The 13,902-nt window shown below is 74.6% G+C and carries 10 protein-coding genes; 8 read left to right on the top strand and 2 right to left on the bottom strand.

Annotated elements, in window-relative coordinates:
• The 5 genes from Q2K16_RS30495 to Q2K16_RS30475 all read left to right on the top strand — a co-directional run bounded on the left by Q2K16_RS30495 (position 1) and on the right by Q2K16_RS30475 (position 5,176).
• A complete protein-coding gene (locus Q2K16_RS30495; RefSeq protein ID WP_302741890.1) occupies positions 1-837 on the top strand; it encodes a hypothetical protein in 837 nt (278 codons plus the stop codon).
• Positions 834-2,639: a class I SAM-dependent methyltransferase gene (locus Q2K16_RS30490; protein ID WP_489671831.1), complete on the top strand. Its 1,806-nt coding sequence runs from the start codon at positions 834-836 to the stop codon at positions 2,637-2,639. Before Q2K16_RS30495 ends, Q2K16_RS30490 begins: the two co-directional genes overlap by 4 nt.
• A gap of 83 nt (positions 2,640-2,722) precedes the next feature.
• The gene (locus Q2K16_RS30485; RefSeq protein ID WP_302746669.1) at positions 2,723-3,451 is read left to right on the top strand and encodes a cytidylyltransferase domain-containing protein; all 729 of its coding nucleotides are present in this window, start codon (positions 2,723-2,725) and stop codon (positions 3,449-3,451) included.
• Positions 3,448-4,530, top strand: coding sequence for a PseG/SpsG family protein (locus tag Q2K16_RS30480; protein WP_302746668.1), 1,083 nt, complete (start codon positions 3,448-3,450; stop codon positions 4,528-4,530). Before Q2K16_RS30485 ends, Q2K16_RS30480 begins: the two co-directional genes overlap by 4 nt.
• A 13-nt stretch (positions 4,531-4,543) precedes the next feature.
• On the top strand, positions 4,544-5,176 hold the full coding sequence (locus tag Q2K16_RS30475; RefSeq protein ID WP_302741888.1) for an alpha-ketoglutarate-dependent dioxygenase AlkB: 633 nt from the start codon (positions 4,544-4,546) through the stop codon (positions 5,174-5,176).
• A 25-nt stretch (positions 5,177-5,201) separates the two neighbouring features.
• Here the strand turns inward: Q2K16_RS30475 and Q2K16_RS30470 are convergent, their stop codons facing one another.
• Positions 5,202-7,691 carry a DNA gyrase/topoisomerase IV subunit A gene (locus Q2K16_RS30470; RefSeq protein ID WP_302741886.1) on the bottom strand — a complete coding sequence of 830 codons (2,490 nt, stop codon included), beginning with the start codon at positions 7,689-7,691 and terminating at the stop codon, positions 5,202-5,204.
• A gap of 38 nt (positions 7,692-7,729) precedes the next feature.
• Positions 7,730-9,787, bottom strand: a complete 2,058-nt coding sequence (locus Q2K16_RS30465) for a DNA gyrase/topoisomerase IV subunit B (protein ID WP_302741885.1) — start codon at positions 9,785-9,787, stop codon at positions 7,730-7,732.
• A gap of 312 nt (positions 9,788-10,099) precedes the next feature.
• Between Q2K16_RS30465 and Q2K16_RS30460 the strand changes: the two genes are divergently transcribed.
• The 3 genes from Q2K16_RS30460 to Q2K16_RS30450 all read left to right on the top strand — a co-directional run bounded on the left by Q2K16_RS30460 (position 10,100) and on the right by Q2K16_RS30450 (position 13,888).
• Positions 10,100-11,356 carry an SGNH/GDSL hydrolase family protein gene (locus Q2K16_RS30460; protein WP_302741883.1) on the top strand — a complete coding sequence of 419 codons (1,257 nt, stop codon included), beginning with the start codon at positions 10,100-10,102 and terminating at the stop codon, positions 11,354-11,356.
• 389 nt (positions 11,357-11,745) lie between these two features.
• Positions 11,746-12,960 (top strand): glycosyltransferase, encoded by a 1,215-nt coding sequence (locus Q2K16_RS30455; RefSeq protein ID WP_302741882.1) that lies wholly within the window; start codon positions 11,746-11,748, stop codon positions 12,958-12,960.
• Positions 12,961-13,024: 64 nt separating this feature from the next.
• Complete coding sequence (locus Q2K16_RS30450) at positions 13,025-13,888, top strand: alpha/beta hydrolase family protein (protein WP_302741880.1); 864 nt, start codon at positions 13,025-13,027, stop codon at positions 13,886-13,888.
• The last annotated feature ends 14 nt before the right edge of the window (positions 13,889-13,902 follow it).

Below are 13,902 nucleotides of genomic sequence, written 5' to 3'. Positions count from 1 at the left end.
ATGCACCACGCGAACCACTTCTACGGCCACGCGCACGTGCTGGCCCGCTACTGCGGGCTGGGCGACGGCCACCCGCCCCGGATCAACGGGTACGTCCAGCACGGCTGGAACATCGGCGACGGCCTCGCCCCCGGCCACCCGTACGCCGAGCGCACCCCCAGCCTGCTCTGGTCGGAGCAGACCCGGCGACGGGCCTGGTCGGTGGGGCGGCGCAACGTGGTGGTCGTCGGCGCGCCCTTCGCGTACCTGCTCGACCTGCGCCGCGACGACCCGCCGCCGGCCGCCCGGGAGGGCACCATCTGGTACCCGTTCCACGGCTGGGAGGGCCAGCACGTCAAGGGCGACCACCGGGAGCTGATCGCCCGGATCAGGGACACCGAACCCGGCCCGGTCACCGTCTGTCTCTACTGGCACGAGTACGGCATGCACCGGGTCCGCCGGCTCTACGAGAACGCCGGCTTCCGGGTGATCTGCCACGGCTACCGGGGCCACTGGTGGCGCGACACCGACCCGCTGTTCCTCGACAAGCAGCTCACCGAGCTGCGCCGGCACGCCCGGGTGGCGTCCAACCGGCTGACCAGCGCCATCTTCTACGGCATCGCCGCCGGATGCGAACCGGCCGTCTACGGCGACCCGATGATCCTGGCCAGGGAGGACGCCACCTTCGGCGGCACCGCCCGCATCCGCCGGCAGTGGCCGGAGCTGCACGGCGAGTCGGTGGACCTGCCGGCCGCCGTCGGGATCGCCCGCGCCGAGCTGGGCACCGACCACCGCTGCACCCCGGCCGAGCTGCGTGAACTGCTCGGCTGGGCGCATCCCGCAGGAGGAACGAGTTGACCACTGGAACCACCGCCCCCGTCGTCCTGCCCGGCGGGGAGATGCTGGCCTGGTCCGACCTGCCGGAGCAGCGGCTGGCCGACGGTGGGCCGCTGGGCGCGCTGGCCGCCCGGGTCGTACCGGCCGGGGCGCGGGTGCTGCTGGCCGGGCCGCACGACCCGGCGCTGCTCGACCGCCTCGCCCACGCCGAGGTGACCTGCCTGCTACGCAGCCACCCGGACGCGGTGGCACTGGCCGACCGGTCCGCCCGGGTGCTCGTCGGCGGCCCGACCGGGCTCGACCCGGCCGACACGTTCGACGTGGTGCTGGCCGGGGCCGGGCTGGACGCCGTCGAGTCGGTCGAGGGCGTCCGGCTGGGTTGGCCGGGGGTGCTGGCCCGGCTGGCCGCCGCCCTGCGCCCCGGCGGCACGCTGCTGCTGCGGCTGGACAACCCGCTGGGGGTGTCCCGGCTGGTCGCCCCCACCCCCTGGTACGCCGACCGGGGCGACGCGGCGTGGAGCATCGGCGGGGTGCTCGACGCCGGCCGCCCGGCCAACCGGGAGCAGCTACGCGCCCGGCTCGCCGAGGTGGGGTTGACCGCCGACGCCGGCTACGCCGCGTACCCCGGTACGGGTGCCGCGACGGCCCTGGTCGCCGCCGACGCGCTGGAGCAGCGGCCCACCTCGGGGCTGCTCGACGCGGTGCTGCACGGTGCCTGCGCCGGCGGGTTCACCGGCGGCCCGGTGCTCCAGGACCCGGCCCGGCTGGCGGTCGACGCGCTGCACGCCGGGCTCGGCGCGGCGCTGGCCCCCGGCTGGCTGACGCTGGCCCGCCGCCCCGGCCACGGCACGTCGACCGGTCCGGCGCTGCCGGTGGTGCTGGTGCAGACCGGCCCGCCCGGCGTGGGGGTGGTCGAGGTGTCCGACCGGCCGGACGGCTGGCACTGGGCGGTCACCGGCGGCAGGGCCGACCGGACCCGGCCGGCGCCCTTCGCCAGCCGGGAGGCCGCCCACCGGGACCCGGCCGCGCTCACCGGCCCGGTGCCGCCGGGCCGGCTGCTGCGCACCATGCTGCTCGACGGCTGCCTGCGCCGCGACCTGGACGCCCTGCGCCTGCTGCTGCGCGGCTACGCGGGATGGCTCGCCGAGCGGGCCGACCCGGACGGGCGGCTCACCGGGGCGGTCGCGCTCGCCGAACCGGACAACGTGGTCGTCGACGGGGACGCCTTCGCGGTGCTCGACCCGAGCTGGCGGGCCAGCGAACCGCTGCCCGTGGAGGTGACCCTCGCCCGGGGGCTGTGGCGGTTCGCGGTCACCCTGCTCACCGGCGGCTACGCGCACCCGTGGCCGTCCACCCTGGACGTCGCCGGGTTGACCGTGGTCCTCGGCGGGGTCGCCGGGCACGACCTGGACCGGGCCACCGTGGACGCGGCCGTGGAGACCGAGGCGGCGGTCGCCGCCGCCCTGCGCGGCCTGGACGCCGCCGGGCGGGGGACGCTCGCCACCGAACTGCGGGCGGTCACCCCCACCGACCCGCCCGCCGGGCCACGCAGCTACCAGCAGCTGCGCGAAGCCTGGGTACGCCAGCGGGAGGAGCTGACCCGACTGGCCGCCCTGCTGAAGTGGACCGAGGAACTGCTCACCTCGCGGGAACGGGCGCTGCGCCGGGCCGACGCCACGATCAACCTGCTCAGCGGCTCGCTCAGCTACCGGGTGGGTCGGCTCGCCATCACCCCGGCCCGGTTGGCCAAGCGGGGCGCGCGGGCGGCCAAGCGGCGGGCCCGCGAGGCGCTCGGCCCGAAGCCGCCGGAGGAGCAGCAGTGACCGCCCCGGCCACCCCGCCGACGGGCCGGCCCGGCAGCGCGGCGGTCCCCCGCCGGGACGCGGCCGGGACGCCCGGCTGCGACCTGCGGATCGTCGGGATCGTACAGGCCCGGATGGGTTCGTCGCGGCTGCCCGGCAAGGTGCTGCGCCCGCTGGCCGGACGCAGCGTGCTCGGCCGGGTGGTCCGGGCCGCCCGGGACAGCGCGGTCCTCGCCGACCTGGTGGTCGCCACCAGCGTCGACCCCGTCGACGACGCGGTGGTCGCCGAGTGCGCACGACTCGACGTGCCCGTGCACCGGGGGCCGGTGGACGACGTGCTGAGCCGCTTCGTCGGCGCGCTCGACGCCCATCCCGGCGACGCCGTGATGCGGTTCACCGCCGACTGCCCACTGCTCGACCCGGAGATCGTCACCCTGGTGGCGACTGTCTACCGGGCCGTCCCCGGGCTCGACTACGCCAGCACCTCGATCGCCCGTACCCTGCCCCGGGGGCTGGACGTGGAGATCATCCGGGCGGACGCGCTGCGTACCCTGGACCGGCTCGCCACCGACCACCACCGGGTGCACGTCACCTCGTACGCGTACGCCCATCCGGAGCTGTTCCGGGTGCTCGGGGTGACCCTCACCCCGGACCGGTCGACGCTGCGGCTCACCCTCGACACCGACCGGGACTGGGCGCTGGTCAGCGCCGTCGTCGACCACTTCGGCGACGTCAGCGTGCCGCTGGCGAAACTCGCCGACTGGCTCGGCGGGCGGCCCGACCTGCGTACCCTCAACTCCTCGGTACGCCAGAAGCGGCTGGAGGAGTCCTGAACCCGCCACGGATCGGGCTGCGCTGCGACGCCGGCCCGGACACCGGCGTCGGGCACCTGGTGCGCTGCCTGGCCCTCGGCGGGGAGTTCCTCGCCCGGGGCGCCCGGGTCGAACTGTTCGGCACGGTGCACCGGGTCGGCTGGGCCGCCGCCCACCTGGCCGCGTGCGACATCCCGGTCCACCCCGGTCCGGACACCCCCGCCGGGCTGGTCGAGGCGGCCCGTACGCACGCCCTCGACGCGTTCGTGCTCGACTCGTACGACCTGGACCCGACCGGGGCCGGGGCGCTGCGGGCGGCCGGCGTGGTCACCCTGGCCATCGTCGACGGCGACACCCGGGGCCAGGACGCCGACCTCTACCTGGACCAGAACTTCGGCGCGGACACCCCCGACGGTGATCCCACCGCACCCGGCGACGGGCGGCTGCTGGCCGGGGTCCGGTACGCGCTGCTGCGCGACGCGGTGACCGCCGCCCGCCCGGCCGCCCCGCCCCCGGCCACCCCGACGCCCCGCCCCCGGGTGCTCGCGTTCTTCGGCGGCACCGACGCGGTCGGCGCGGCCCCGGTGCTGACCCGGGTGTTGCTCGGCACCGGGCACCCGATGGCGGTGACCGTGGTCGTCGCCCGCCCCGGGATCGAGGCCGAACTGTCACAGATCGGCACCGGGCGGGGGCAGTCGCTGCACCTCGTCGCGCCGACCGACGCCCTGCCCGCGCTGATCGGCGCGGCCGACCTGGTGGTCAGCGCCGCCGGCACCTCCACCTGGGAACTGTGCTGTCTCGGTGCGCCCGCCGCCCTGGTCTGCGTGGTGGACAACCAGCGCGACGCGTACCGGCGGGTGGTGGCGCACGGGCTCGCCGCCGGCCTCGGCGAGCTGCCGGAGCTGGCCGCGCCGGGGTTGGCGGGCCGGGCCGCACGGGCGGACGCGGCCCGCACCCTGCGCACCCTGCTGGCCTCCCCCCGGCGGCGGGCGGCCCTCGCCGCCCGCGCCTGGGCCACCGTCGACGGGCGCGGCCGGCGGCGGGTGGCCGGGGCCGTCCTCACCCGGATCACCTATCGTACGGGTGTACTAAAACCCTGATAGGGTGCCGGGTATGCCGCAGGCCGCCTACCAACCGTCGATGCTCGACCTCACCGACGCCGGCCCGACGCTGACCCCGCTGGCCGGGCTGCGCCGCCGGCTGCTCACCCGGGGTGCCTGGGTCGACCACCTGCCCGGCTGGGTGCACGGCTCCGACGCCGTCCTCGACACCCTGCGCACCGGCGTCCCCTGGCGGGCCGAACGCCGCACCATGTACGACACGCAGGTCGACGTCCCCCGCCTGCTCTGCTGGTACGGCCCCGACCGCCCGCTGCCGCACCCGCTGCTCACCGCCGCCCGCACGGCACTGAGCCGGCACTACGCCGCCGAACTGGGCGAGCCGTTCGTCACCGCCGGGATGTGCCTCTACCGCGACGGTCGGGACAGCGTCGCCTGGCACGGCGACACCCTCGGCCGTTCCGCGCACACCGACACGATGGTGGCGATCGTGTCGTTCGGCGCGCCCCGCCCGCTGCTGCTGCGCCCCCGGGGCGGCGGCGACACCCTGCGTTTCCCGCTCGGCCACGGTGACCTGGTGGTGATGGGCGGGTCCTGCCAGCGCACCTGGGAGCATGCCGTGCCCAAGACCAGCCGCCCGGTCGGCCCCCGGGTCAGCGTCCAGTTCCGCCCCGTCGACGTCGCCTGACGCCGACGGGGCGGCCGGGGCGGCCTCAGTCGCGTTCGATGAGGTGCCCGACGACGGTCGGGCCGAGCATGACCGCGAAACCGGACCCGTCCCGGCGTGGATCGGCAGGCGGCAGCTCCACCGGGTCACCCGTCGCCGTCGCGCCCACCGGCCGCGCGCCGATCCAGGCCACCACCAGGTCCGTCTCACCCTTGAGGAACCGCTGCGCCCGCACCCCGCCGGTCGCCCTGCCCTTCGCCGGGTACGACGCGAACGGCGTCACCTTGACCGTCGCCCCCGTCGAGGTGACCACCATCGGCTCCCCGTGCACGGCGTCGTCGGTGCGGACCGCGCCGAAGAACACCACCCGGGCACCCGCCGGCAGCCCGATCCCGGCCATCCCGCCACCCTTGAGCCCCTGCGGGCGGACCAGGGACGCCGCGAACCGCAGCAGGGACGCCTCACTGGTCACGAAGGCCAACGTCTCGCTGCCGTCGTCGAGCCAGGTGGCCCCCACCACCTCGTCACCCGACCGCAGCGAGATCACCTCGAACTCGTCGGACCGCACCGGCCACTCCGGCGTGCACACCTTCACCACGCCCTGCCGGGTGCCCACCGCCAGGCCGGGGGAGCCCTGCGCGGTCGGGCCGAGCGGGGCCAGCCCGATCACCGTCTCCCCCGCCGCCAGCGGGACCAGCTCGGCGGCGGCCATCCCGCCCCGCAGCGACACCGTGCCGGCCTGCTCGGGCAGCACCGGCAGCGGCAACACGTCGACCTTGAAGGCCCGGCCGGCGCTGGTGACCAGGAGCACCCGGCCCCGGGCCGTGGTGTGCACGACCGCGCGTACCGTGTCGTGCTTGACCCGGCCGTTGCGCCGACGCCCCTCGGACGCCTCCTCCGACTCGGCCGCCGTCCGGGCGACCAGCCCGGTCGCCGAGAGGATCACCTGGCACGGGTCGTCGGCCACCTCCAGCGGCCCGGCCGGCACCGACGCGGCCAGCACCTCCTTGAGGTCCCCGTCGACCAGGGTGGTCCGCCGCGACCCGGAGAACTGCTTCACCACGGCGGCCAACTCGTCGGAGACGACCTTTCGGAGCACCTTCGGGTCGTCGAGGATCTTCGACAGCGCGGCGATCTCCCCGCGCAGCTTCTCCTGCTCGGCCTCCAGCTCGATCCGGTCGTACTTCGTCAACCGGCGCAGCGGGGTGTCCAGGATGTAGGTGGCCTGGATCTCGGAGAGCCTGAACTTCTGCATCAGGCCGTCCTTCGCGGCCTGGGCGTCCTCGCTGGCCCGGATCAGCTTGACCACCCGGTCGATGTCGAGCAGGGCGATCAGCAGGCCGTCGACCAGGTGCAGCCGTTCCTCCCGCTTGCGCCGCCGGTACGCGCTGCGCCGGGTCACCACCTCGTAGCGGTGGGCCAGGAACACCTCCAGCAGCGCCTTCAGCCCGAGGGTGCGCGGCTGCCCGTCGACCAGCACCAGGTTGTTGATGCCGAAGGACTGCTCCAGCGGGGTCAGCCGGTAGAGGTCGGCCAGCAACGCCTGCGGGTTGACCCCGACCTTGCACTCGACGACCAGCCGGGTGCCGCTCTCCCGGTCGGTGAGGTCCTTGACGTCGGCGATGCCGGTGAGCCGCTTGGTCTTGGTCACCTCGTTGGTGATCGCCGCGATGACCTTCTCCGCGCCGACGCCGTACGGCAACTCGACCACGGTGATCGCCTGTCGGCCCCGGCTGCCCTCCAGCGGGCCGATCTCCACCCGGCCACGCATCCGCACCACACCGCGCCCCGTCTCGTACGCCCGGCGCACCTCGTCGAGCCCGAGGAGCAGCCCACCGGTGGGCAGGTCGGGGCCGGGGACGAACTCCATCAGCTTGTCGAGGTCGGCGTCCGGGTGGTTGATCAGCCAGCGGGCGGCGGAGACCACCTCGCCGAGGTGGTGCGGGATCATGTTGGTCGCCATCCCGACCGCGATCCCGGACGCCCCGTTGACCAGCAGGTTGGGGAAGGCCGCCGGCAGCACTGTCGGCTGGGTCAGCGAGCCGTCGTAGTTGGGCTCGACGTCGACGGTGTCCTCGCCCAACTCACCGACGAGCAGCATCGCCTCCCGGGAGAGCCGGGCCTCGGTGTAGCGCGCCGCTGCCGGTCCGTCGTCCGGGCTACCAAAATTTCCATGCCCGTCGATGAGTGGCGCGTTGAGCGAGAAGTCCTGGGCGAGCCGGACCATCGCGTCGTAGATCGCCGTGTCGCCGTGCGGATGGTACTTGCCCATAACGTCCCCGACGATCCGGGCGGACTTCACGTGCCCCCGGTCGGGGCGGTGGCCCTGCTCGTGCATCGACCACAGGATGCGGCGGTGCACCGGCTTGAGGCCGTCCCGGGCGTCGGGTAGGGCGCGGGAGTGGATGACCGAGAAGGCGTACTCCAGGTAGGAGTCGGACACCTCGGTGACCAGCGGGTTGTCGAAGACCCGCGCGCCGGCCTGGTCGAAGGCGGACAGGTCCACCTTGGCGCGGTCGTCCTTACGGCGTGCCATCGTTCAGCTCTCTTCCGGGGATACGGCGGCCACGGTGCTCATGCGTCGATCGCGTCGCGGTCGACCCGGTCGGAGGAGTCGATCAGCCAGTTGCGGCGCGGCTCGACCTTCTCGCCCATCAGCAGTTCGAGGATGCGCTCGGCGGCGTCGACGTCGTCGAGGGTGATCCGGCGGACGGCCCGGGTGGCCGGGTTCATCGTGGTCTCCCACAACTCGTCGGCGTCCATCTCACCGAGGCCCTTGAAGCGCGGGATCGGGGTGACGATCTGTTTGCCGGCCTTCTCCAGCCTGCGGACCGTCGCCTCCATCTCGGCCTGGGTGTAGGTGTAGGTGGTCTGCGGGCTGCGCCCCTTCGTGGTGATCTTGTGCAGGGGCGGCATCGCGGCGTAGAGCCGGCCGGCCTCGATCAGCGGTCGCATGTAGCGCGCGAAGAGGGTGATCAGCAGGGTCCGGATGTGCGCGCCGTCCACGTCGGCGTCCGCCATGATCAGCACCCGGCCGTAGCGCAGCGCGGACAGGTCGAAGGTACGTCCCGAGCCGGCCCCGAGCACCTGCACGATCGCGGCGCACTCGGCGTTGTCGAGCACCTGCTGGAGGTTGGCCTTCTGCACGTTGAGGATCTTGCCGCGGATCGGCAGAAGCGCCTGATACTCAGCAGAACGGGCAAGTCGCCCTGTGCCGAGGGCGCTGTCCCCCTCCACGATGAATAATTCACTTCTATCGATTCCTGCGGCACGGCAGTCGACCAGTTTGGCGGGCATCGACGCGCCCTCCAGGGCGGTCTTGCGCCGGGCCGCGTCCTTCTGCTGCTTCTGGGTCAGCCGGACCCGGGCCGCGTCGACGATCTTCTGGAGCACCGTGCGCGCCTCGGCCTTGCTGCGCCGGTCCTCCAGCCAGGCCTTGACGTGCTGCTCGACCAGGGTCTGGAGCACCTTGGTGATGCCTGCGGTGGAGAGTTCGTCCTTGGTCTGCGAGGTGAACTGCGGTTCGGGGATGCGCACGTGCACCACCGCCGTCATCCCCTCCAGGACGTCGTCCAGGGTGGGCGGGTCCTCCTTGGGCTTGAGCAGGCCCCGGGTGTTGCGGACGGCGTCGGCGAGGGTCCGGGTCAGCGCCCGCTCGAAGCCCCGGCGGTGGGTGCCGCCGTGGGCGTTGCGGATGGTGTTGGTGAAGCACTCGACGGTGCGCTCGTAGCCGGTGCCCCAGCGGAACGCGACCTCGACCTCGGCCCGGCGCTGCACGTTGGACTGCATCACGCCGTTGGCGTCGGCGGCGTTCTCCCGGTACGTCCCCTCGCCGGTGACCAGCAGGGTGCCGGAGACCGGCCGGTCGCCTGCCGGCGCCAGGAACTCGACCATGTCGGTGAGCCCGTTGGGGTAGTGGAAGCGCTCCTCGGCCGGCTCCTCGGCGGTCTCGTCGCGCAGCCGGTAGTCGACCCCGGGGACCAGGAAGGCGGTGTTGCGCAGCTTCATCCGGACGGCCTCGACGTCGAGCCGCGCGCCCGTCTCGAAGTAGCGGGCGTCGTGCCAGTAGCGGATCGAGGTGCCGGTGCGCTGGCCCCGTTTCATCGCCCCGACGACCTGCAGGCCGGGCCCGGGGGTGAACGGGGCGTCCGGGCCGTCGCCGGCGAAGACGCCGGGCACGCCGTGCCGGAACGACATCGCGTGCACCTTGCCGCCGCGCCGGACGGTCACGTCGAACCGGCGGGACAGCGCGTTGACGGCGGAGGCGCCCACGCCGTGCAGGCCGCCGGAGGTCTTGTAGCCGGAGCCGCCGAACTTGCCGCCGGCGTGCAGCCGGGTGAGCACCAGCTCGACCCCGGAGATGCCGGACTTGGCGTGCACGTCGGTGGGGATGCCCCGGCCGTCGTCGTCGACCTGTACCGAGCCGTCGGCGTGCAGGATCACCTCGACAGTGGTGGCGTGACCGGCGACACCCTCGTCGGTGGAGTTGTCGAGGATCTCGTTGACGAGGTGACCCACGCCACGACTGTCGGTGGAGCCGATGTACATGCCGGGACGCTTGCGGACGGCGTCCAGGCCCTCCAGGTGGGTGAGGTCGTCTGCCCCGTAGAGGGTCTCAGGCTGTGCGGTCAACTGGTCGTACTCCCCGGTCTCGGCGGTGTGGTGCCGCTCACCGTCTCGATCTCCACGCGCGGCGTGCCGCAGCGAGCGTAGCCGTACGCCCCGACAGCGCCGTGCAGCCCCACGTCGGACGGCGGGTGCGCGTCCGCCGGGGACAACGCCGCCGGGCGTCGGGGCCTTCCCGGGCGGGGTGCGCGCCGGGCCCGAGACGACCGTTTCCACCATTCGACGATCGTGTTAAGAGGCATTGACGTCCATCTCGCCAAGTGATCTGATCCGGCCCTGAAGGATCTTTCACATTTCCATGGACAGATGGGGGACGTCATGTCCAGGTTCCACCGTAGCGCCCTCGCGGCGCTGCTCACCGTCGCCGCGGCCGCCCTGCCGGTCGCCGCCGGCCCGCCCGCGCCGGCCGCCGCCGCCCTGCCCACCGCCGCGGTCGCCCTCGGCGACAGCTTCATCAGCGGCGAGGGGGCCGGGGCGTACTCGTCGGTGACCGACGTCAACGGGGTCGCCCAGCCGTTCCCGGGCTGGTCGGCACCGAACAACAACGCGTACTTCTGCCACCGCTCACCGAACGCCTCACTGTTCAAGGCGGACCTGCCGGGGATCGCCGCCCGGTTCAACCTGGCCTGCTCCGGCGGCCAGCCGTACGACATCGCCAACGCCTCGGCCAGCCGGGCCAAGGGCCGCCAGGTCGCCGCCCAGCTCGCCCAGTTGCGCGCGGTCGGGCAGACCCACGACATCGACCTGGTGCTGGTCGGCCTCGGCTCGAACAACAGCTCGTTCACCTTCGGCAGCGTCGCCGAGAAGTGCGCGAACCGGTTCATCGCCGACGCCTGGACCGGGTGGTGGGAGTTCTGGGCGTACCTGGGCGGACCGGTGGAGCAGGAGCCCTGCTCGGACGCCGACCTGGCCACCTCCGCCCAGATCGCCGCCGCGACGGCGGAGACCACGGCGGCGGTCCGGCAGATCCTGACCACGCTGGACCAGATCGACGCCGACGGCCAGCACCGGATCGTCTTCCAGGACTACACCAACCCGCTGCCGCCGGAGCTGGCCTCGACCTACTGGGAGGAGGACAGCCGGGACGACACCCGGGACAAGTTCCGTGACCTGGGGGCCGAGCGGTACGCCGCCGGTTGCCCGATCCACCGGGCCAGCCTCGCCCCCGGCCAGCGTTTCTCGCAGGGCCTGGGCACCCTGGTGAACTCGGTCCGCAGCACGCTGGCCGCCGAGTTCCCCGCCGCCGACCTGGTCTACCTCAACGTGCAGCGGGCCTTCGACGGCGCCCGGCTGTGCGAGTCGGCGGGCAGCCCGGGCAACGCGCTGGCCACCCCCATCCGGCTCCAGGACGGCACCTCGGGCGTCTTCGTGACCAGCCTGTCCGGCTACGACAAGTTGGACATCCAGCGGATCGCGAACACCTGCGGGACGTACTTCCAGACCTGCCAGGAGTCCTGGCACCCGAGCGCCGCCGGCCACCAGGTGCTGGGCCGGTGCCTGACCGGTGCGGCGGCGACCAGTGCCCGCGCGGTCTCCTGCGTCCGCTCGCCGGACGGGACGATCCAGGTCAGCTGAACCGGCGGCCGGTGGGGCGAGCGTCCGGGTCGCCCCACCGGCCGACCGGTCCGTGCTCCGCCCGGGGCGCTCAGGTCGCCGCCGGGGTGCGGGCCACCGGGCCGGGCGCGGGGGCGTACGCCTGAGCACCTCACCGGCGAGGACGCGACCGGGTGGACGGTCACGGGGCACGCAGGGCGCTCGGACGGGCACGCAAAGTTGATGTTTACCGCCTCCGCGCTGGGCAACTGGTTCGGCATACCGGGCGGCGCGTGACGTCCGGGCACCGACGCCGTGCGGGCGGCCGGGTGCCCGTCGCGCGCCCGGTGCGCGGGACCGGGTGATGACGCCGGCCGGAGCCGCCGCACCGGATTCCGCCTCGCCGGTGACCGGCCCACGGAGGAGGAAGCATGCGCATCGCGATGGTCTCGGGGCACGCCAGCCCGCTCGCCGCTCCCGGACAAAACGCCGTGGGGCTGCACCTCCACGTCGCCGAGCAGGCGGCGGCGCTGGCCGCCGAGGGTCACGAGGTACGGGTCTACACCCGGCGGGACGACGTCACGCTGCCCGACACGGTGCCGACCGACGCGGGGTACCAGGTGTGGCACGTGCCCGCCGGTCCCGCCCGGCCGGTGCCCGCCGAGGAACTCCTGCCCCACCTGGGCGAGTTCGGCCGTTGGCTGACCGCGCACTGGCAGCAGGCCGGCTGGCGGCCGGACGTGGCGCACGCGCACTTCTGGCTGAGCGGCCTGGCGGCCGTGCACGCCGGCCGGCGTACCGGCACGCCCGTGGTGTTGACGTACCACGACCTGGGCAGCGCGTACCGCCGCCGCCATGGTGGCCGGGAGCCGGCCGGGCGGGGGCGGATCGGGTACGAGCGGGCGCTCGGGCGCGCCGTCGACCGGGTCGTCGTCCAGTCGCACGACGAGTTGGGGGAACTGGTCCGGCTCGGGGTGCCCCGGGCGAGGCTGGCGCTGGTGCCGTCCGGGGTGGACGAGCGGCTGTTCACTCCGAGCGGGCCCGCCGCCCCACGGGTCGCGGGCCGGCCCCGGCTGCTCACCGTGGGTCCGCTGCACGAACGCCGGGGCGTGCAGGACGTCGTGCGGGCGCTGCCCGGGGTGCCCGGGGCCGAGTACGTGGTGGTCGGGGGGCCGCCGGCCGGGTCGCTGCCGGCCGACGACGTGGCCCGCCGGTTGACCGCGCTCGCCGGGTCCTGCGGTGTCGCCGACCGGGTCCGGCTGGTCGGCGCGGTGCCCCGCGAGGAGTTGGCGGCCTGGTACCGCTCGGCCGACGTCCTGGTCGCCGCTCCGTGGTACGAGCCGTTCGGCCGTAGCCCGCTGGAGGCGATGGCGTGCGGCGTGCCGGTGGTGGGCACGGCGGTCGGCGGGATCACCGACAGTGTGGTCGACGGGCTGACCGGGGACCTGGTGCCGCCGCGTGACCCCCGGGCGCTGGGCACCGCGGTCCGCCGGCTGCTCGCCGACCGGGTGCGCCGTTTCGCGTACGCCACGGCGGCGTTGGACCGGGTGCGGGTGCGCTACTCCTTCCGGCACTGGGCCGAGCAGCTCGGCACCGTCTACGCCGCGGTCAGCGGGGTGGGTCGGCTGGCTCCGGCAGCCGCCTGACCGGCCGCGACGGCCCGGCCGGGCGGCGCGCGGACCACTTATTACCGGCCGGTAGGATGGGCCGGTGAGCGGGGACGCGGAGTACACGCAGGAGTTCGTCGACGTCGACGGGGCCCGGATCGGCATCCAGATCCATCCGGAGCCCGCCGGGTCACCCACCGCGCCGCTGGTGCTGATCTGCCCGGCGATGGGGGTCCGCGCCCGCTACTACCGCCCGTTCGCCGCCGCGCTGCGCGCCGCCGGCCTGGCCGTGGTCGTCGCCGACCTGCGCGGCACCGGGGCCAGCACGCCCACGCCGTCGCGGGCCTGCCGGTACGGCTACCGCGAACTGGCCGCCGACGTCGGCGCGGTCCTCGACGCGCTCAAGCCCCGGCGGGACGGCCGGCCGACGCTGCTGCTCGGGCACTCCCTCGGCGGGCAGGCGGCCCTGCTGCACCTCGCCGTGCACGGCGTCGACCAGGTCGACGGGCTGGCCCTGCTCGCCGTCGGCATGCCGTACTGGCGCAGCTACCCGGGCCTGCGCGGGTACGGCGTGCTGCCGTACAGCCAGGGGATCGCGGCGGTCGCCGGGACGCTCGGGGTCTGGCCGGGCTGGGGGTTCGGCGGCCGGCAGGCGCGCGGGGTGATCCGGGACTGGGCGCGCACCGCCCGCACCGGCCGCTTCCCCACCCTCGACGGGGTGGACGGCGACGCGGCGGTGGGCCGGCTGACCCTGCCGGTGCTGGCGGTCAGCGTCGACGACGACCAGTACACCCCGCACCCGATCGTCGACCACCTCTGCGCCAAGCTCACCGCCGCGCCGGTCACCCGGCACCGGTACACGGCGGCCGAGGCGGGGGCCCCGCTGGACCACTTCCGCTGGGTCCGGGCCGGCCTGCCGCTGAGCCGGCGGGTGGCCGACTTCGCGGCCGGTCTGCCCCGCCGCTGACCCCGGTGTCCGGT

Source organism: Micromonospora cynarisoli (assembly GCF_030518815.1).
Classification (GTDB): Bacteria; Actinomycetota; Actinomycetes; order Mycobacteriales; family Micromonosporaceae; genus Micromonospora; species Micromonospora wenchangensis.
This window is presented reverse-complemented; position numbering and strand designations above follow the sequence as displayed.